16 protein-coding genes are annotated in these 18,529 nt (G+C 64.2%); 7 read left to right on the top strand and 9 right to left on the bottom strand.

From position 1 onward, the window contains the following. Positions 1–3: 3 nt before the first annotated feature. The 4 genes from IPJ87_05250 to IPJ87_05235 form a co-directional block, all read right to left on the bottom strand. Positions 4–747, bottom strand: a complete 744-nt coding sequence (locus IPJ87_05250; protein ID MBK7941267.1) for a class I SAM-dependent methyltransferase — start codon at positions 745–747, stop codon at positions 4–6. A 122-nt stretch (positions 748–869) separates the two neighbouring features. Next, positions 870–1,544: a flavodoxin reductase gene (locus IPJ87_05245; GenBank protein MBK7941266.1), complete on the bottom strand. Its 675-nt coding sequence runs from the start codon at positions 1,542–1,544 to the stop codon at positions 870–872. Between the two features lie 23 nt (positions 1,545–1,567). Continuing rightward, complete coding sequence (locus IPJ87_05240; protein ID MBK7941265.1) at positions 1,568–2,305, bottom strand: hypothetical protein; 738 nt, start codon at positions 2,303–2,305, stop codon at positions 1,568–1,570. A 127-nt stretch (positions 2,306–2,432) separates the two neighbouring features. Continuing rightward, positions 2,433–2,648, bottom strand: a complete 216-nt coding sequence (locus tag IPJ87_05235; GenBank protein MBK7941264.1) for a hypothetical protein — start codon at positions 2,646–2,648, stop codon at positions 2,433–2,435. On the opposite strand from IPJ87_05235, the gene IPJ87_05230 reads away from it, so the two are divergent. Further along, positions 2,647–4,650 (top strand): VCBS repeat-containing protein, encoded by a 2,004-nt coding sequence (locus tag IPJ87_05230; GenBank protein ID MBK7941263.1) that lies wholly within the window; start codon positions 2,647–2,649, stop codon positions 4,648–4,650. The genes IPJ87_05235 and IPJ87_05230 overlap by 2 nt on opposite strands. A 68-nt stretch (positions 4,651–4,718) precedes the next feature. Here the strand turns inward: IPJ87_05230 and IPJ87_05225 are convergent, their stop codons facing one another. After that, complete coding sequence (locus tag IPJ87_05225) at positions 4,719–6,743, bottom strand: dehydrogenase E1 component subunit alpha/beta (GenBank protein ID MBK7941262.1); 2,025 nt, start codon at positions 6,741–6,743, stop codon at positions 4,719–4,721. A gap of 101 nt (positions 6,744–6,844) precedes the next feature. Here IPJ87_05225 and IPJ87_05220 point away from each other — a divergent pair, with 101 nt between their 5' ends. From IPJ87_05220 to IPJ87_05210, 3 genes are read left to right on the top strand one after another with little or no spacing between them, the layout of a single operon-like run. Continuing rightward, positions 6,845–8,731, top strand: coding sequence for an LTA synthase family protein (locus tag IPJ87_05220; protein MBK7941261.1), 1,887 nt, complete (start codon positions 6,845–6,847; stop codon positions 8,729–8,731). Next, positions 8,728–9,591, top strand: a complete 864-nt coding sequence (locus IPJ87_05215) for a hypothetical protein (protein MBK7941260.1) — start codon at positions 8,728–8,730, stop codon at positions 9,589–9,591. Before IPJ87_05220 ends, IPJ87_05215 begins: the two co-directional genes overlap by 4 nt. A 57-nt stretch (positions 9,592–9,648) precedes the next feature. Continuing rightward, entirely contained in the window at positions 9,649–10,086 is a 438-nt protein-coding gene (locus IPJ87_05210) for an SRPBCC family protein (protein ID MBK7941259.1), read from the top strand. 69 nt (positions 10,087–10,155) lie between these two features. Here the strand turns inward: IPJ87_05210 and IPJ87_05205 are convergent, their stop codons facing one another. The 3 genes from IPJ87_05205 to IPJ87_05195 form a co-directional block, all read right to left on the bottom strand. After that, complete coding sequence (locus IPJ87_05205) at positions 10,156–11,571, bottom strand: AAA family ATPase (GenBank protein ID MBK7941258.1); 1,416 nt, start codon at positions 11,569–11,571, stop codon at positions 10,156–10,158. Between the two features lie 140 nt (positions 11,572–11,711). Beyond that, on the bottom strand, positions 11,712–12,065 hold the full coding sequence (locus IPJ87_05200; GenBank protein ID MBK7941257.1) for a hypothetical protein: 354 nt from the start codon (positions 12,063–12,065) through the stop codon (positions 11,712–11,714). Between the two features lie 5 nt (positions 12,066–12,070). After that, entirely contained in the window at positions 12,071–14,443 is a 2,373-nt protein-coding gene (locus tag IPJ87_05195) for a M1 family metallopeptidase (GenBank protein MBK7941256.1), read from the bottom strand. A 132-nt stretch (positions 14,444–14,575) separates the two neighbouring features. Here IPJ87_05195 and IPJ87_05190 point away from each other — a divergent pair, with 132 nt between their 5' ends. Beyond that, the gene (locus IPJ87_05190) at positions 14,576–15,493 is read left to right on the top strand and encodes a T9SS type A sorting domain-containing protein (protein ID MBK7941255.1); all 918 of its coding nucleotides are present in this window, start codon (positions 14,576–14,578) and stop codon (positions 15,491–15,493) included. 225 nt (positions 15,494–15,718) lie between these two features. Continuing rightward, positions 15,719–16,297, top strand: coding sequence for a TetR/AcrR family transcriptional regulator (locus IPJ87_05185; protein MBK7941254.1), 579 nt, complete (start codon positions 15,719–15,721; stop codon positions 16,295–16,297). Here the strand turns inward: IPJ87_05185 and IPJ87_05180 are convergent. Next, the gene (locus tag IPJ87_05180) at positions 16,288–17,871 is read right to left on the bottom strand and encodes a T9SS type A sorting domain-containing protein (GenBank protein MBK7941253.1); all 1,584 of its coding nucleotides are present in this window, start codon (positions 17,869–17,871) and stop codon (positions 16,288–16,290) included. The two genes, IPJ87_05185 and IPJ87_05180, sit on opposite strands and share 10 nt — an antisense overlap. A 75-nt stretch (positions 17,872–17,946) precedes the next feature. Between IPJ87_05180 and IPJ87_05175 the strand changes: the two genes are divergently transcribed. After that, a complete protein-coding gene (locus tag IPJ87_05175) occupies positions 17,947–18,426 on the top strand; it encodes a hypothetical protein (GenBank protein MBK7941252.1) in 480 nt (159 codons plus the stop codon). Positions 18,427–18,529 lie beyond the last annotated feature (103 nt).

Genomic DNA, 18,529 nt, shown 5'->3' with positions numbered 1-18,529 from the left:
CGCTCAGCGCTTGCGGAAGTACCCGTTCGAGTACTCGTTCGCGTAGAGCACGTGCACCTTTTCCGGCTTGTCGGCGAAGAACTCATCGCAGGCCCGCTTCACGCCGGGCGAGCGGTATCCGCCGGAAAGCCCGCGGCGCGCCAGCACCTTTTCATCGTAGTACACGGCGATCATGCCGATGGCTCCGGGCGCCATGCGGGCATACACGTGCGGCAGCACGTGCTTGGTGCTCTCGTACAGGTCCCCGTCGATGAGGGCGAAGGCGATGCGGTCGGGCAGCCCTTGCGGCACAGTGTCCTGGAACCACCCCTTGTGGATGTGGGGCTGCTTCAAGCCCAGCGCATCGAACTTCCGCTTGAACAGGTCCAACGGCGCGGCCATGTAGCCTTTGCCGTAGACCCCGTCGGCCACGTCCGTGCCGGTGAGCTCGGGCAGGCCCTCGAAGCTGTCGAAGGCATGCACCTGCCGCTCCGGAACGAGCGCGCTCACCACCTTCTGCATCACGATCGTGCTGTCCCCCGCATTGCAGCCCAGATCCACGATATCGCCGGGCACCTTGTAGGCGATCACCTGCTCCAGGAGGTGGAAGAGGTTCATGCGGGCCTCCACGTTGGCCATGTCGCTCGGAGCGGGCGTGAGCCGCATGGGCAGCCGAAGCTTGCGGAAGGCCTTGTTCATGAACAGCTGCCACGCGGTCGGCGTGCGGTGGTCCCAGTCGAAGGTGGTGGCGATGAAGGCGTTGTCCATGCTCATGGGTGGTGGGCGCTCGACCGTGATCGCGGTCAGTGCGGCCAAACATAGCCGGGCCTCCAACGCCCTGCCGGGCCGTCCATCGCAAGCGACGAACAACGCACCGTGTACACCGGGGCTCAGGCCTCGAACACCAGGCTTTCCGCCGCCGCGCCGAGGTCCAGTAGCTGGACCTTCAGGTCGGTCACGAAGTTCTCCGGACCACAGAGGTAGAAGCGCTGGTCGAAGTCGTGCACCACGCTCACCAGGTCATCCCGATCGATCCGGCGGTCGCGGAACCCGATGACGCTCTCGCGGGTGAAGGTCTTCAGGTAGTGCCGGCCCAGCATCCGGCCCAGTTCGTCATCCAGGAACACATCGTCCGCGCGACGGTTGGACCAGATGAGCGTGTGTCCCCTCAGGGCCTTGTCCTGATGCAGCTGGCGCAGGATGGCCAGGAAGGGGGTGATGCCGGCGCCACCCGCGAGGAAGACGCCCGGCCCTTGGTAGCTGATGGTCCCGAAGGCCTCGCCCAGCAACAGGTGCTCGCCCGTCCCCACCGTGCGTAACTGCCGCGTGACCCCTTCGTGCGCGTCGTAGATCTTGACGATGAGCTCCAGGGTGCGCGCCCGGGGCAGCGCAGTGAACGTGAATGGCCGCGCTTTGTCGCGCCAACCGTCCCTATCGATGGACACCATGCAGCCTTGCCCGGGGGTGAACCGGAACCCCTTCGGGCGGCTGAGAGTGAACCGCTTGACGGTGGCGTTGAGGAAGACCGCACCCAACACCTCCACGCGGTGGAGGCCGCCTGGCAGCACCGGCGCATCACCGGTCGCGCTCACGGAAGCGCACAGTGGTAGGCCGCGGCCATGGGGTCGCACCGCTCGAACAACGGCAGCTCCATCCCCGGACGCACAAGCAACAGTTCCCACGGGTCGGCCACGGCCAGGAAGCGGGCGCCCGAGGGGGTGAGCTCCAGGTGGAGCGCGCGTTCATGGGCGCGTTCATTGCGGGGCGTGCACAGCATGTGGCGCAGCAACGCACCCTCGCCGATGCCGGTGCGTTTGGTGAAGGAGCGGAAGTCCATGAAGCCTTCCATCAGGCGATCGCGCAGGTGATCGGCGCGTTGCACCCTCCACACGTCGCGGCCGGCCTGCTCGCGCATCTGCCGCACCAGCTCGAACTGGTCGTGCGTGGGCTCGGCATAGGTGGGCTTGAACACCGCGTCGCTGGCGGGGTCCTTCCGCAGCTCGGCCATCAGGGCCGCCCCACGCTGTTGCCGCACCAGGATCAGCTCCTTCTCGGGAATATGGAGCAGGTACTCGCTGCCCTTGGGCGTGGGCACGTAACCGTGGTAGCGTTGGAACTCGCCGTTGACCTCGCGTCGGCGGATCAGCCCCAGGCGGACCAGGGGGCCCCGATCGGCCCGGGGGCCGAGGAAATCGTCCAGTTCCTCCTGCCCTTGTTCACGGGCACGGAGGATCCTGTTCCAGCGGATATCGAACACGGCCGAGCTCATGGTGCCAAAGTGAAGGCCGGCACCACCCGTTCGGATGGGCAGCCCCACGGCGTTCATCAACAGGGCTCGTTTGAAGGAACGGGTCCGATCGTGCTATCCGCTTGGCCGTCAAGCGGTGTCGCCATCCGCGCGGCTTGTTCACCGCTGCTTGTGCACAACCCGCCCGCTGTGGGCGGGCATCCGTTCACGCCTCCTTGCCGGGAGCCTCCTTTCCCGCCACACCCTGCGCTGCCTGCTCCCGCTCTTCACGGGCGATCATGCGCTTCACCAGCTTGAGGGTGGCCTTGCGCTTTCGGTTGCGGTTCTGTCTGCTCTTCTGCGGCATGGTCGGGGGTGATGCCGCAAAGATGGGACGCGCGCCGCCGTGGCCGGACAACCTCGAAGCATCCTCGTCGGTCATGTTCCCACCAGTCCTGCCCATGCGCCACCACCTCTTCCTCGCCACCATCGTGCTGAGCCCGTCCATGGCCGCCCAGAACTCGTGCAGCACCGCGCTCCCCATCGGCCCTGGCATTCACGTGGTGCCTGCCATCACTGGCGCACCGGCCACCCTGGTCTGTAGCGAGAATGCCGTGATGGCCTCGGCCAGCGCCTGGTACGCCTACACCGCCGCCCAGGACACCAATGTGCGCATCGTCACACATGTGCAGGGCCAGCCCGACCAGGATACCCGCGTCAGTGTGGCCGTCGGGCTGTGCACCGCCCTGGGCTGCCTCACGGGCGATGATGATTCGGGTCCCAACCTCACCTCAGCCTTCAGCTTCCGCGCCGAACAGGGCACCACCTACCGGATCATCATCGAGAACACGAACGGCAACCAGGGCTGCGCCTTCGAGCTCTCCGAGTTCGCCAACCCATCCGCTCCGGTGGACATGGTCACCTTCAGCGGCTTCGGCCTGAACGACCCGCAGCCCATCCTGGGCGTGGTGGACCTGAACGACGACGGGTTGGACGACCTCGTTGTGCCGGGGGAGTTCGCGCTCACCGTGCATCACCAGCAGGCGAACGGCACCTTCGTGCCACAGGTGACCCCGCATGGGCTCATCGTCAACCCGGCCTCGCAAGGTCTGGCCGTGGGCGACATCGACAACAACGGGCGGCCCGACCTCTTCTACGCCGGCGCGCAGAACAGCTTCCAGGTGATGATGGCCGATGCCAACGGCACCAGCTACGTCCCGACCGCCATCAGCCTCGGCGGGGCCACCTTTCGCAACAACCTGGTGGACGTGGACGCGGACGGGCATCTGGACGGCTTCGTGACGAGCGATCTGGCGCTCAACCTGCTGCTGCACAACGATGGCGCCGGGAACCTGGCGTTCACCAACCACACCTACGGCACCATCTGCGGCAACAAAGCGTCCATCTGGTCGGACGTGGACAACGACGGTCGGGTGGACGCCTACTTCACCAAAAGCGGTTGCACCGAGGAGGACGTGCTGATGCACAACGACGGCAGCCTGGTGCTCACCGCGGTGAACGACCCCGTGGTGGTGCAGGACCATGATGCCCGCAGCAGCGCCTGGGGCGACTTCGACAACGACGGGGACATGGACGCCTTCGTGGGCGCGAGCGGCAGCCCCAATTGGAGCTTCCGCCACCTGCTGCTGCGCAACGACGGCAACGGCGCGTTCACCAACGTGATCCTGGGCTCCGGGCTGGACGTGTTCCACGCCACGGGCTCGGAGTGGGTGACCCACGACCTGAACAACGACGGTCGGCTGGACATCCTGGGCGGCGGGCGCGTGCATTATGGCATGGGCAACATGCAGTTCGTGCGCGGCGGGGTGCTGATGCCCGAGGCCGTGGGCGACCTCAACAACGATGGCAGCCTCGACCTCACCGGTTACAACGTGGTGATGCTCAGCAGCGGCACGGCGAACCATTGGCTGCGCGTGCGCACCGTGGGCACCGTCAGCAACCGCAGCGGCATCGGCGCGCGGGTGGAGGTGCACACGGCGCAGGGCCTACAGATCCGCGACATCCGCAGCGGCGAGGGCGCACGCTTCATGAGCAGTCTCTATGCTCACTTCGGGCTGGGCGCCTCCCCCGCCATCGACCAGGTCGTCGTCCGTTGGCCCAGCGGCATCGTGGACGTGGTGCCGATGCCTGCGGCGGACACCCTGCTCACGGTGGTGGAAGGCACCATGCCCATGGGGTTGAACGATGCCGAACGGACCACGCTCAACCTGTACCCGAACCCGACCACCGACCGCCTCTTCCTCGCTGATCCCGCCCCATGGGCCGGTGCCGAGTTGCGCATCCTGGATGCCCTGGGCCGGGAGGTCCTCCGCACCACCGCAGCGCGGAACGGGGTCGACGTCTCAGGCCTGCGGCCAGGCAGTTATTGGCTGCGGAGGTCGAGCGGGACCGAGGTGCGCGCCTGGCCCTTCGTCAAGGAGTGAGGCGGGCTGCGCGGAGGTTCGACGCTGCCGGTGCCATGATGGAACGTCGGCGCGTTGCCGACGAACGATCAATACCCCGCCAACCGTTCCACCGCCGCCTTCAACCTGCCCTTCGGCAGGAACCCCTGTTCCAACGGAATGGCGAAGGGCACCGGCGTATCCCAGCTGGCCACGCGCACGATCGGGGCGTCCAGGTGCTGGAAGGCATGCTCGGCGATGATCGCGGCCAGCTCGCCCCCGAAACCGGCGGTGAGCGTGTCCTCGTGCAGCAGCAGCACCTTGCCGGTCTTCTTCACGCTGGAGAGGATCGTCCCCACGTCCAGTGGCACCAGCGTGCGCAGGTCGATGATGTCGATGTCGATACCGGTCTCCCGCTGGACTTCCACGGCCCAGTGCACGCCCATGCCGTAGGTGATGATGCTGATGGCTGAGCCTTCGCGCACCACGCGCGCCTGGCCGAAGGGGATGCCGTAGGGCTGTTCGGGCACCGGCCCGGTGATGCTGCGGTACATCGCCTTGTGCTCGAAGAACATCACCGGGTTGGGGTCGTCGAAGGCGGTCATCAGCAGGCCCTTCGCGTCGTATGGGTTGCTGGGGTACACCACCTTCAGGCCGGGCGTCTTCACGAACCACATCTCGTTGCTCTGGCTGTGGAAGGGCCCCGCGCCCACACCGGCGCCGGTGGGCATGCGCACCACCACATCGGCGTGCTGCCCCCATCGGTAATGGACCTTCGCCAGGTTGTTGCAGATCTGGGTGATGCCCTCGCTGACGAAGTCGGCGAACTGCATCTCCATCATCGCCTTCATGCCCTTGATGCTGAGCCCCAGCGCCGCTCCCAGGATGGCGCTCTCGCACAGCGGCGTGTTGCGCACGCGGTCCTTGCCGAAGCGCTCCATGAAGCCCTCGGTGATCTTGAAGGCGCCACCGTACTCCGCGATATCCTGCCCCATCAACACCAGCTGCGGGTGCCGCTCCATGCTCTGCTCCAGGCCCTCTTGGATGGCGTCGATCATGCGTTTCTCAGGAGCTCCAGCGGAACCGGGATCAACGGCCAACTGCGAACTACCGACTGCCAACTGGTCCGGAGCAAAAACATCCCCGAGTTCCGCATCCATCACCGGCACCGGTTCCGGCTCCTCGAACGCGTGCTTCAGGTCCTCCTCGATGCCATCCTTCAACCGGGCGCGGATCTCGTCGCGCGTGGCGATGGTGAGGACGCCATGCTTCAGCAACCAACCCTCGTAGTTGGCCACGGGGTCCTTGCGGCCCCACTCCTCGAAGAGCTCCTTGGGCACGTACTTGGTGCCGCTGGCCTCCTCGTGGCCGCGCATACGGAAGGTGATGCACTCCACCAGGATGGGCCGGGGCCTCTCGCGCACGCTGTCGGCGAGGCGGGCCAGCGTCTCCTGCACTTCCAGGATGTTGTTGCCCGCGATCTGCACGCCCTCGATCCCGTAGCCCACGGCCTTGTCCACGAAGCTCTTCATGCGGAACTGCTCGCTGCTGGGCGTGCTTAGGCCGTAGCCGTTGTTCTCGATGATGAAAAGCACCGGCAGGTCCCACACCGCGGCCACGTTCACGCTCTCGTGGAAATCGCCCTCGCTGGTGGCGCCGTCGCCCGTGAACACGATCGTGCATCGGTCCTCCTTCTTGAGCTTGTGGGCCAGGGCGATGCCGTCGGCGATGCCCATCTGCGGGCCGAGGTGGCTGATCATGCCCACCACCCGATGCTCCTGGCTGCCGAAGTGGAAGCTGCGCTCCCGCCCCTTGCTGTAGCCCGTGGCCTTGCCCTGCCACTGGGCGAAGAGCTTGCGGAAGGGCATGCCGCGCGTGGTGAACACGCCCAGGTTGCGGTGCATGGGCAGGATGTACTCGTCATCACGCAGCGCCATCGTGGCCCCCACGGCGATGGCCTCCTGGCCGATGCCGCTGAACCACTTGCTGATCTTGCCCTGCCGCAGCAGGCTCAGCATCTTCTCCTCGATGATGCGCGGGTACACCAGCTTGGTGTAGGTGTCCAGCAGAAAGGCGTCGTCGCGCGTGCCGCGTTCGAAGCGCAGCTGGCGGTCCTCGATGGTCAATGGGGTCATGGAATGCACCGGTGGGGCGGGCGCCCGGGCGGTCCGGCGGCCCAAAGGTATCCGCGGCGCCGCCTTTCGTCGGGCTCCCGGCGCCCCGTTACTTTCGCGCGATGCTGCGCGGTCCCTTCTCGGTGTTGGCGGTGCGCTCCGGGCTGCTGCTCGGGGTGTATGCCCTGCTGCGCGTCCTCTTCGTCCTGCTCAATGCCGGGTCGTTCGCCGACGCGCCGGCCGCTGCCTATTGGGGCGGACTGCGCTTCGACCTCAGCGCGCTGGCCTGGCTGAACGCTCTCTGGGTGGTGGGCAGCCTGGCGATGCCACGTCCCGCGCACGCCTGGCGCCGCGTGCTGGCCGGCCTCTACCTGGGGGTGAACGCCGTGGCCCTCTTCTTCGCCTGCGTCGACCTGGAGTACTACAAGTTCAGCCTCAAGCGCAGCACGGCCGACTTCCTGCACATCCTCACCGCCGGCAGCGACACCGCCAACCTGGCCCCGGCCTTCGCCCGCGACTACTGGTACATCGTGCTCATCTACCTGGCGCTGCTGTCGCTGCTGGCCTGGGGTTACCGGTGGGCGGCCCGGCTCGACGACGGATCCCCCCTGCGCACCGGGAGACGGCTGGCGGGCGCCGGCATCGCCATCGCCGCCCTCGTGGTCGCCTCCCGGGGGGGCCTGCAGCTGATCCCCCTGCAGGTGATCGATGCGGCCCGTTACGCTCCGCCCACCCAGGTGCCGGTGGTGCTCAACACACCGTTCACCATCCTGATGACCCTCGGCAAGCCCGCGGTGCAGGAACGTCCGTACATGGCGCCGATGCAGGCCGATCTGCTCTGGCCGGTCACCCACCGCTTCGACGCACCGGCCGATCCGTTCAGCCACATCCCCGCCCGGCCCAACGTGGTGGTGATCGTGCTGGAGAGCTTCAGCGCGGCGTACAGCGCCCGCCTCACCGGTGGTCCGGGCCACATGCCCTTTCTGGATGCGCTCATGGACCAGAGCCTGACGATGACGCACGCCTATGCCAACGGCCGTCGCAGCATCGACGGCATCCCCGCCGTGCTGGCCTCCATCCCCGAGTTGATGGACGAGGCCTTCATCACCTCGCGCTACGCCCAGCAGCCCTTCACCTCGCTGGCCGGCGTGCTGGCCGCGGAGGGCTACCGCACGAGCTTCTTCCATGGCGGCAACAACGGCACCATGGGCTTCGATGGTTTCGCCCGCAGCGCCGGCTTCCACCGCTACATCGGGCGCAACGAGTATCCCGTGCAGGAGCACTACGACGGCCACTGGGGCATCTGGGACGCGCCGTTCCTGCAGTACTTCGCCGAGGAGATGAGCCGGGAGCAGCAGCCCTTCATGAGCTGCGTCTTCACCCTCAGCAGCCATCATCCCTACGACCTGCCGCCCGACCTGGCCGCGCAGTTCAGCGGAGGCACGCACAAGATCCACCCCGTGCTCCGCTACACGGACGAGGCGCTGCGCCGCTTTTTCGACACGGCCCGCACCAAGCCCTGGTTCGCCAACACCCTGTTCGTGATCACCGCCGACCACACGGCCGACCTGGATCGGGACGGGCAGAACTACAGCAAGGCCATCGACTACTGGGTGCCGCTACTTTTCCATATGCCTGCACACCTGCCGGCACGTGACCAGCACCGGGTGACGCAGCACATCGACATCCTGCCCACCGTGCTCGACCTCATCGGGCACCGCAAACCCTTCTTCAGCTTCGGTCACAGCGCCCTGCGGCCGTCCAGCCCGCCTTATGCCGTGATGGCGAACAACCAGGTCTTCCATGCCGTCGGTGACCGCTTCATCCTTCACTACGATGGCGAACGCCTTCTCGGTGTGGACCCGCTCGGGGCGGACAGCACCGGGCCGCTGGGCGAACCGCGCGACCTGGTGGCCTTCGACATGCTCACCCGTCTGCAGGCCGCCATCCAGCAGTTCAACGGTCACCTGCTGAACAACAGCCTCACGGCGGACCCTCAGGTGCCATGAAGGCCTGGCTGCTGCTCAACCCGCGCGCCGGAAGGAAGCGTGCGCTCACCGTGCGGCAGGCCGCGGAGCGCATCGCCGCGGAGCTCGGCTGGTCGCTGGAGGTGCGGGTGATCGAAGCGCCCGGCCAGGGTGCCACCCTCGCGCAGGAGGCGGTGCGGAACGGTGCGGAACGCGTGCTCAGTGTGGGCGGTGACGGCACCCTGAACGCCGTGGCCGCCGGACTGGTGGGCACCAGGGTCGCTCTCGGAGTGGTGGCCATGGGCAGCGGCAACGGCTACGCGCGGTCGTTGAGGCTGCCCCTGAAGCCGGAGGAAGCACTGCGCCGCGCATTCACAGGAACGCCCACACTGATGGACGTGTGTTCCCTGAACGACAAGCTGTTCCTGGGCACCGCTGGGATCGGCTTCGATGCACGCGTGGCATGGGACTTCGACCGCAGCGAGGCCAGGGGCATGTGGAATTACATGCGCATCATCCTCAAGGACATTCTGGGCGCGAAGCCGATGCGCGTGGTGGTGAAGGCCAACAACGACACCACGGAGCACGACGTGCTCATGCTGGTCTTCTGCAACACGCGCGAGTTCGGCAATGGCGCCATCATCAGCCCCGGCTCACTGCCCGATGACGGGTTGGCCGAGCTGCAGCTCGTCAGCAAGCCGTCCTTCCTCCCGCTGATGAAGGCCTTCTACGATGTGTACACCAACCGTGCGGATAAAAGCAGGTACGTGAAGACCCTTGTGACGCGCGAGGCCCAGGTGCACCAGGCCGGATCACTGGCCCATCTGGATGGAGAACCCGTCGTTATCGGGAGCGAGGTGCGCTTCCGGCTGGAGCCGAAGCGGCTGTGGGTGGTGCGGTGATCCACCGCCCGGCCCAGCGTGTTGTGACGCCCGGCGCCCCCGATCACCTGGGTGGTCATGAAGTTCCGGACCTCCATCACCATCGATCTGCCGCGCGAGCGGATGACCCAGCTCTTTGACGACCCGGCCACGATGAAGGAGTGGCAACCCACCCTCATCAGCTTCGAGCCGATCAGCGGCACACCCGGCCAGGTGGGTGCGAAGAGCCGGTCGCGGTACAGGATGGGCAACCGCGAGATCGAGATGGTCGGAACGGTGACCCAGCGCGACCTCCCGCGGGAGTTCAGCGGCACCTACGAGGCGCAAGGTGTGTGGAACGAGGTGCGCAACACCTTCGAGGAGGCGGGTCCCACCCGGACCGTCTGGCATTCGGACAACGAGTTCCGCATGCGCGGCTTCATGAAGGTGATGGCCCTGCTGATGCCGGGCGCGTTCAAGAAGGAGAGCAGGAAGATCCAGGAGCGCTTCAGTGCGTGGGCGGAGAAGCAGGTCTGATGCGGCCTGTTCATTATCCGCAGCCAAATGTGGCCATCTGCAGGCACATTTGGCTGCGGTAGTTAGTGCTCATACGGATGTGAACAACGCGTCCATCGTCAGTTCGTTCTGCACCAATTGGCGGCTGTACGCGTTATGCGCCAGGCCGTGCGTGGTGATGAACGTGATGAAGATGCTCTTGCGCGTGCGCGTGGCCGTGCGAAACGCCCCGGCCTTGGTCATCAGTTCGTTCGCGTACTTCCTGTCGATGGTGAAGGATCCGCCCGCGAACTTCATCTCGCAGAGGTTGATCACGTTATCGTCACGATCGATGAGCAGGTCGATCTGCGCGCCGCTCTCATCGCCCTTGCCGATCCAGCTGCCCTCCACGCTCCGCACACCACCGATCCTCAAGCCTTCCTTTATCCCCTCCACATGCTTCATGCAAATGGTCTCGAAGCTGAAGCCCGCCCAGGCCTTGAAGCCCGGTGTGCCACTGAGCTTGCTCCAAACGCCACGCTTCGAGGGCGTGCTAGGCTCGATGTATCGCAGGTAGAACTGCGTGTACTCATCCGTGATGCGGTAGAGCGGGTCCTTCTTGGCATCGTAAGGCGCATAGTGCTCGATGAAGCCGGACTCCTCCAGTTCCATGAGCGTGTTACTGAGCGTGCCGCCGGATGGCACCTTGCTCTTCTTGAGGATCGCATTACGCGTAAGACCCTTGCGCACGAGCGACAAGGCACGCACGATGGCCTCGTGGTTGCCGGCATTGTCGAAGAGCGAGGCGAACACGTTGTTGAACTCCCCGCGCAGGAAGCCCTGCCGGTCGAAGCACAAGCGGTCGATGGCCTGGGCCACGCTCTCGCCCCGCTTCACCATGTGCAGGTAGTAGGGCACGCCGCCCAGGACCATGTACAGTTGCAGGATGTCGTAGCGCGTGAAGAGCACCTTGTTGTGCCGCAGCAACTGCTCGGTCTCGCAAAGGTTGAAGGGCGCCAGCCGGATGCGCCGTGTGAGCCGGTTGTGCAGCCCGCCCTTGTTGTTGATCACCCGCTTGATCATGTACGAGGCCGCCGAGCCGCAGATCACCACCACCAGGTCGTTGCGCTTGGTGGCGTAGCCGTTCCAGAAGTTGGTGAAGGCCGCGAGGAAGCCGCTCTTGTGCCCATCCAGCCAGGGGAACTCATCGATGAAGACGACCTTCTTGGCTTTCCCCTTCAATTTGTCCAGGTAGCGGCCGAGGCGATCGAAGGCATCGATCCAATCCGCTGGTGGTGCCTTGGGCCGGGCCTTGGCCGGAAAGGCCATGTGGAAGTTCTTGAGCTGCTGCCTGTGCGCGCCCCGGTGCATGCCACTGAACTCGAAGCTCACCTGCCCTTCGTACACGCTGCGGATGAGGAAGGTCTTACCGATCCTGCGCCTGCCATGCACCACGATCAACTCCGAATGCCCTGACTCCAGGGCATCCAGCAGTAACGCGCGTTCTTCATCACGGCCGATGAGCATGGTGGCAGGTAAATTTATCCGCAGCCAAATGTAGGCTCAGGAGGTCATATTTGGCTGATGATAAATATGGCTCGCCGCACTCAGCGAGCACCAAGATCCGGCAGCGGTTCAGGGCGTGGGCGGAGGATCAGGGCTGAGCTTCACTCGTCACAACGATCCGCCCGCAAGGTGGTCACAACTGAATCCGCGATCATCGTGCAGCCATTTGCTGTCAGAACCACTCGGTCGCGAGTGACGAAATCATGGCAGATCAAGCGATCAAGCTCTTCAGACACATCATGCTCTTCGCCATTCAGTATCCTGACCACCCGAATATCCTGATCCGTGATATCCTCCAGATCCTTTGAGTTGACCGGATCCACGTGAAACTGCGCTGCACAGGTCCCGCAGGCGTACATCATGTAGTGGCTCCAAACCGTTCCGCGCCCGACCTCTCGATCACATGAACAGCACAACAGCGCGATCGCGACAATAAAGGTGATCGAGGGCCGCATCCCTTTCACTGCCCCTTCATCTCCCCACCCGTGATCCGGTTGCGCTCCTGCTGCATGGGATTGGGCTGGCGCCACTGCTGCTCCTTGAAGACATCGAAGCGAGCAGGCACCATCTTCGGCGGCCAGCTGTTGTTGTTCAGGTCGCAGTCGGCGGTCTCGAGGAAGGGGTCAAGCGTGACGCGCGCCACCTCTTTGCGCTTCACAAAGACCTTGGAGATGTCGTCGCTCACGCGCCAGATCTCCGCGGGGATGCGCTCCACCTCCTTGGTACCATCGAGGTACTCCCACTCCAAGATCAGCGGCATCACCAGCCCGCCGATGTTCTTGAACCGGAGCTCGTAGAGGTGCAGCTGCTCGTTCAGCAGGGCGAGCTCCTCGGGCTTCAGGCCCTTCTTCCACTTCTCATAGGCGGCCATATCGCGCTCAGTGGCGGTGAGCGGGTCGTAACTGTTGTAGAAGTCGCGCGTGGATGGGTCGATGTCCACCACGAAGTCGATCTCACTATCGATGTTCCGCTGGCGGCTCAGGTCGGGCACCTCGCGGGCCTTCTCCTCGCGGCGGAGCTTCTCAGCCAGGATGGGGTCGCGCGGATGCAGGTGCGTGTACCGCAGGCTGGCGATGTCGATGTCCACATGGTCCGTGGTGTAGAACCAGCCGCGCCAGAACCAGTCGAGGTCCACGCCGCTGGCATCCTCCATGGTGCGGAAGAAGTCGGCGGGCGTGGGGTGCTTGAACTTCCAGCGTTCGCAATAGGTCTTGAAGGCGTGGTCGAAGAGCTCGCGGCCCATGACGGTCTCGCGCAGGATGTTGAGCGCCGTGCAGGGCTTGCCGTAGGCGTTGTTGCCGAACTGCTGCAAGCTCTCGCTGTTGGTCATGATCGGCTCGATGCGCGCCTTCACCTTGTCCGGCGCGGCGTTGGGGTCGCCCTTCATGTAATCGACGATGTTGCGGGGCTTGCCGCGCCAGCTGGGATAATCCTTGTCCCACTCCTGCTCGGTGAGGTACTGCACGAAGGTGTTGAGACCCTCATCCATCCAGGTCCACTGCCGTTCGTCGGAGTTGATGATCATGGGGAAGAAGTTGTGACCCACCTCGTGCGTGATCACGCCGATCATCCCATACTTGGTGCGCTCGCTGTAGGTGCCATCCTTCTCCGGCCTTCCGCCGTTGAAGCAGATCATGGGATATTCCATGCCGATGCGGTCGGTGTGCACACTGATGGCCACCGGGTAGATGTAGTCCGCGGTGAACTTGCTGTAGGTCTTGATGGTGTGCGCAACGACCTTGGTGCTGTACTGCTCCCAGAGCGGATTGCCCTCTTTGGGGTAGTAGCTCATGCACAGGACATTATTCGTCTTCACCGGCTGGTTCATGGCATCCCAGATGAACTTGCGGCTGCTGGCGAAGGCCACGTCGCGCACGTTCTTGCTCTTGTAAACCCAGGTCTTGGTGCCGCTGCTGCGCTCCTTCTCGTTGTCCAGCGCCTCCTGTGGCGTAACGATCATAACGGGCTTGTCGCTGGTGCGCGCTTGAGCGAGGCGCTTCTGCTGGGTGGCGGTGAGTACGGTTGAAGCATTCGCCCATTCGCCGGTGGCCGCTACGATGTGATCGCTCGGCACGCTGATGCTGAGGGTATAGTCTCCGAAGTCGAGGGTGAACTCGCCGGCGCCGAGGAACTGCTTGTGCATCCACCCGCTGTAGTCCATGTAAGCGCACATGCGCGGGTAGAATTGCGCGATGGTGTAGATGTAGTTGTCCTCCTCGGGGAAGTACTCGTAGCCGCCTCGGCCGCCCCACTTCATGCGGTCGTTGATCCAGTTCCACCAGCTCACCTTGAAGCTGAAGGTGGCGCCGGGCGCGAGCGGCTTCGGCAGGTCCACACGCATCATGGTCTTATTGATCGTGTACTTCAGCTTGCCGCCGCTGGCATCGGTGACGCCGGTGATCTTGTATCCGCCATCGAAGGGATGTACCCACTTGTCCAATTGGTCAATGCTCACGCTGTCCGGCATGGTGCCGGTGCGCGTGGTGTTCGCATCGCTTCCAGGCTCGAAGATGTTCTGGTCGAGCTGCAACCAGAGGTACTCCAGCTTGTCCGGGCTCTGGTTGTGGTAGGTGATGGTCTCGTAGCCCATGAGCTTGGGCAGCTCGCCTTCTCCGGCCTTCGGCTCGGTGATCTCCACATGGATGTCATAATCGGCCTTCATCTGCCAGTAGGCGTGGCCGGGGGCTCCGCTGGCGGTGCGCTGCTCGTTGGGCGTGGGCAGTTCCTGGTCGAGCTGGCGGAACTTGTCGCGGCCGTAACGGGGACTGTCCTGGGCGAGGGCGGTGAGGCCGGCCACGAGGCCGAGCACGGGAAGAGTGCGCTTCAACAGCATTGGGCGAAGGTAAAGGGTGCCCTGAAAGGTGACCGGATCGTCCTGACCACAGGACATCAACAAGCCACCGATGCAGTCCGACCCCCTAACTTCACACCAGGTTGGAACCGCCTGGCATTTTCATCCTCCGACATGGTTTCGCTGACTCCGCTGAGGTGCCGGATAGCCCTCTTGGTCGATCCGCCGGACGTGCGCCGATCTGTTCTCCTTCTTGTTTGCCTCGTGATCGTCGGCGCTGCCTCTGGCCAGTCGATCGCAGCAGGGATGGTCGGCCTTGATGACCATTATGTCGACGTGGTGCCGGACACCCTGTTGAGCGAATTGAACGTTCACCTTTCGCCCTACCCAGGGGAGCAATTCCGGATCGACCTGGACAGCGACGGGATGTACGATGCACGATTCGTCACCTACGGCGGAGGTGGCTTGGGAGGTGGAGCGGGAGGCTGCCAGCTTCAACCGGAACCGTGGGTTTCCATCATGGCTCATCTTGATACATCGAACGGATGCTGTCCAGGGCAGTACATCGCGCTTCTGGCCGATACGATCCGAATAGGAGATACCATCTCCGCTCAGGACAGCTTCGTTCAAGATGAGGTCTATCTATGGTCCGGGTCCTACGGCTGGGCCATGGCACCGATCATCAATGATTGGCTTGGTATCGGTGAACATTTCATCGGGCTTCGGATGCTGGCCGGGATCGATACGCTGTACGGCTGGATCAGGGTTAACGCCTTTGAGCAAGGACCACGGACCCTGGTCGTCATGGACCATGCGATCAACCTTGGGACCGTCGGCATCAGTTCGATCGATCCGACCCCGGAGGTCCGGGTGTTCCCGATCCCGGCGGAAGACCTGGTCACCGTGCAAATTCCGACAGGTGCACCTGCCGGCTCCGTCGGTGTTCTGGATCTGCGCTCACGCACTGTTCTTCGGGTGCCACTGACCGACGCTCAAGCAACACTTGACCTGAGCGGACTGGAGGCCGGCGTGTATTTCCTGAACATACGGATCGGCGAACGGACGGTTGTCGAGCGGCTCATCAGGGAATGACCCGGAAGTCGCTCCGGGCCTTCCGGCCTTGAAGGTGATCATTCGGATCCCAACACGATCCACTTCCTCAGTTCTGCTTCTCCATCAAGTCCCTGTTGCTGGTTTCGTTCCTGGACACCATGGTAGCCCCCCCCGACATCTTCGTCTCGATCCTCACCGTCCCACACACGCCGACCGGGATGGTCCGCTGCCGGTCGTGCGGAAGGGGGCGATACCTTGGCGCCGATGCCGACCACCGCCGAACAACCCTGGATCGAAGCAGGTTACGGCCTGTTCGCCCTCCACGGCCCTGATGGCGTGAAGGTGGAGCAGCTCGCCCGTCAGGTGGGCATCAGCAAGTCGTCGTTCTACCATCACTTCGAGGACGTGCCGGCGTTCATCGAGCAGCTGCTTGCTTTCCACTTGCTGCGGGCCGATGTGCTCGCGTCCAAGGCGGGGACATGCGCCAGTTTCGATCCGGGGTTCATCCAGCTGCTCGTGGAGCACCGTATTGACCTGCTGTTCCAGCGGCAGCTACGGGTGTCCCGCGGCAACGCGGCGTTCCAACGCTGCTTCGAGGAGGCGCACCAGCGCGTGGTGGAGCGGATCATGCCGCGCTGGGCCGAAGCCTTGGGCATCCCGGGCCAGCTCGGACCGGCCCGGGAAATGCTCCACGTGGTGACCGACGTGTTCTACCAGCGGCTCACCAACGACAACCTCAGCTACTCCTGGATGGTGGAGCTGCTCAAGGAGATCGAGTCCTTCATCCGGCACGCCATGCGGAGCCAGGGCTCCATCAGCGGGCTCGGCACGGGTCAGTCCTGAACCACCAACCGTGCGCCCGAGGTGCGGCCCGAAGCGCCGACCACCTGAACCAGGTAGGTGCCCGGTGCGAGGCCGGCAGGCAGCTCCACGATGCGCACCGGGCCGTTCAGTGAACGCGCGTCGACCACCACTTCCGCCCCACGCGCATCGAACAACCGAACGAGCGACACATCCTCCACCGACCCTATGGTGATGGGCATGCCCGCCCGCGCCGGATTCGGATGCGCCATCAAGGCAATCGGCCCGACCGCCTCCGCGACCGATGTGTTGATGTCGTTGATGTGCCGGAACACCGTGATGTCGTTGTTCGTGCCGGAGTAGCCGCGGCCAGCGACGAGGATCGCGCCATCGCTCTGCAAGGCCAGCGCATTGGCCTCATCGAATCCGCCATTGATGCTGTTGAGCACGTAGCCGTTCGTGCCGAACGTGTTGTCCAGGGCACCGCTTGTAGTGTAGCGTGCCAGGACCTGGTCGCGCGGATCGAACCAGAAACCGCCGGATGTGCCGCAAACCAAGGGTTTGCCATCGGGTTGCAGGATGAGGTCGTTGAAGACGTTCTGCAACGCCGGTGTGTTGAACAGCACGGTGCCGTTCGTGCCGAAGGAGGGCACGTCGCCCCCATCGGCATCCATTTCCATCAGGAAGCCATCGAAAGAGAAGTCGGGGTCTTCGGTAAAGCCGGACAGGAAAATGTTGCCCGCAGGGTCGAGCGCCTGGCCGAACGCCACTTCCTGCTCGCCTGCGTTGATCGCCTTGATCACTATGCCATCCGTGCCGAAACCGGGGTCCAGCACACCGTTGGCATCGAAGCAGGCCACCAGCACATCACGGTCGCTGAGGCCGCCGCCGATGTCGCGCGAGAAGCTGCCACTGGCCACGATGCGCCCGTCCACCTGCACGCCGACGCTCCAGAACTGGTTCTCGATCTGGTTCACCGTGACCTCGGCCAGGCCGTTGTTACCGAAGGTGTTGTCCACCGAGCCGTCCGCGTTCAGCCGGATCACCACCGGCTGGTTGTTGAAGTTGGCGTCGATCCGCGATCCGGCCAACAGGAACTGCCCATTGACCAGGGGTGCCACCGCAAACGCGAAGTCATCTCCGGTGCTCACGTTCGGCTCGCTGTAGCCCCCAGTACCGAATGATGTATCCAGTGTCCCGTCCACGTTCAGACGCAGGGCCAGCATGGAGGCGGAGAAGTTCCCATCATAGCGCGTGCCCACCACCACGATCTTGCCGTCCGCCTGAACGAAAAGGTCGTACGCATAGGATTCGTTGAAGGCGTTGACGACCAGCGTGCCGTCGCCATCGAAACCGCTGTCCAGCGTGCCGTCGGGGTTCAACCGGACCACCAGCAACTTGCCCGAGAAGTTCGCGTCGATGGCGGTGCCTGCGGCCAGGATCTTCCCATCGGGCTGAACCTTCACGCAGGTCAGGTTATCGTTGGCGCCGAAGTTCTGCACGTACTTACCGGCGGTGGCGAAGGTGGGGTCGAGCGATCCCGGTTGGGCCAGGAGCGAAAGTGCGGCCGCATTGGCGGCGATGATCCAAGAGATACAGAGTAACGGTGTGCTCATGCATCAAAGATGCGGATCCTTTCCTGAAGTAGTTGGACGGTGCCGTACAGCCGGGCCGCAGGCCATCTTTGTGCCATGCACATGTTGTTGCTCGCCCTCCTGACCTCCGGCACCTTGGCCGTCCACGACTTCTTCGTCTCCATCCTCACCATCCGCCATACGCCGGCCACGCAGACCCTCGACCTCACCTGGCGCATCACGGCGCACGACATCGAGCACGCGCTGGAGAACATGGCCCCGCTGAAGCTCGGTTCCGACAAGGAGCACCCAAAGGCCGACAGCCTGCTCAACGCCTACTTCATCCAGCATCTGATGCTCATGCAGGACAAGCAGCTCACCTGGACCTGGGTCGGCAAGGAGCTCGATGGCGAAACGCTGTACTGCTACCTGCAGGTGGACGACATCGCCTCACCGAAGGACCTGCTCGTGCAGAACAGCCTGCTGCAGGACGTCTTCCTCGAACAGCAGAACCTGGTGCACGTGGAGGGCGAGAAGTTGCCCACGCGTTCGCACACGTTCATCCGGGGAAGCACACCGCACACCTTCGCGTGGTGAGCCCGGATCATGCACGCTGACCTCCGTCCACATCGACCTCTGCGGCCATCCGCACCCGCCCTGGCGGTTCTGATCATCTTGGCGACATGCTCGTCCAACTGCA

This window comes from Flavobacteriales bacterium (genome assembly GCA_016713875.1).
In the GTDB taxonomy this organism is placed as follows: Bacteria; Bacteroidota; Bacteroidia; order Flavobacteriales_F; family PHOS-HE28; genus PHOS-HE28.
This window is presented reverse-complemented; position numbering and strand designations above follow the sequence as displayed.